Annotated in this window: 1 protein-coding gene; it reads left to right on the top strand. The window is 70.1% G+C overall.

The window, feature by feature from the left end:
* The coding region (locus ASD86_RS24425) for a DUF11 domain-containing protein (protein ID WP_200957307.1) at window positions 1-690 on the top strand (690 nt) is incomplete at both ends.

The raw sequence follows: 690 nt of genomic DNA, 5'->3' as shown, positions 1-690 counted from the left end.
CCGGTGCCGGTGGCGTCGGCCGACCTGGCCGTGACCAAGACCGCGTCGAGCGCGACCCCGATCATCGGCAGCAACGTCACCTTCACCGTGACCGTCAGCAACAACGGCCCGTCGGCCGCGGCCGGCGTCAACGTCAACGATCAGTTGCCTGCGGGTTACACCTTTGTTTCGGCCACGCCGAGCGTGGGTACCTATAACGCCGGTACCGGCGTGTGGGCCGTCGGCGCACTGGCGTCCGGCGCGAACGCGACCCTGCAGATCGTCGCGACCGTGCTGCCGACCGGCCCGTACGCGAACACCGCGACGGCGACCTCGACCACCAGCGATCCGACCCCGGGCAACAACACCGCGACCAACACGCCGGTGCCGGTCGCTTCGGCCGACCTGGCGGTGACCAAGACCGCGTCGAGCGCGACCCCGACCGTCGGCACCAACATCACCTTCACCGTGACCGTCAGCAACAACGGTCCGTCCGCTGCGGCCGGCGTGAACGTCAACGATCAGCTGCCGGCCGGTTACACCTTTGTTTCGGCGACGCCGAGCGTCGGCACCTACAACGCCGGCACGGGCGTGTGGGCCGTGGGCGGCCTGGCGTCGGGCGCGAACGCGACCCTGCAGATCGTCGCGACCGTCCGCGCTACTGGCCCGTACGCGAACACCGCGACCGCGACCTCGACCACCAACGATCCG

This window comes from Lysobacter sp. Root690, from assembly GCF_001427785.1.
Taxonomy (GTDB): domain Bacteria; phylum Pseudomonadota; class Gammaproteobacteria; order Xanthomonadales; family Xanthomonadaceae; genus Lysobacter.
The sequence above is the reverse complement of the archived record's forward strand: the minus strand, read 5'-3'. Positions and strand labels throughout refer to the sequence as shown.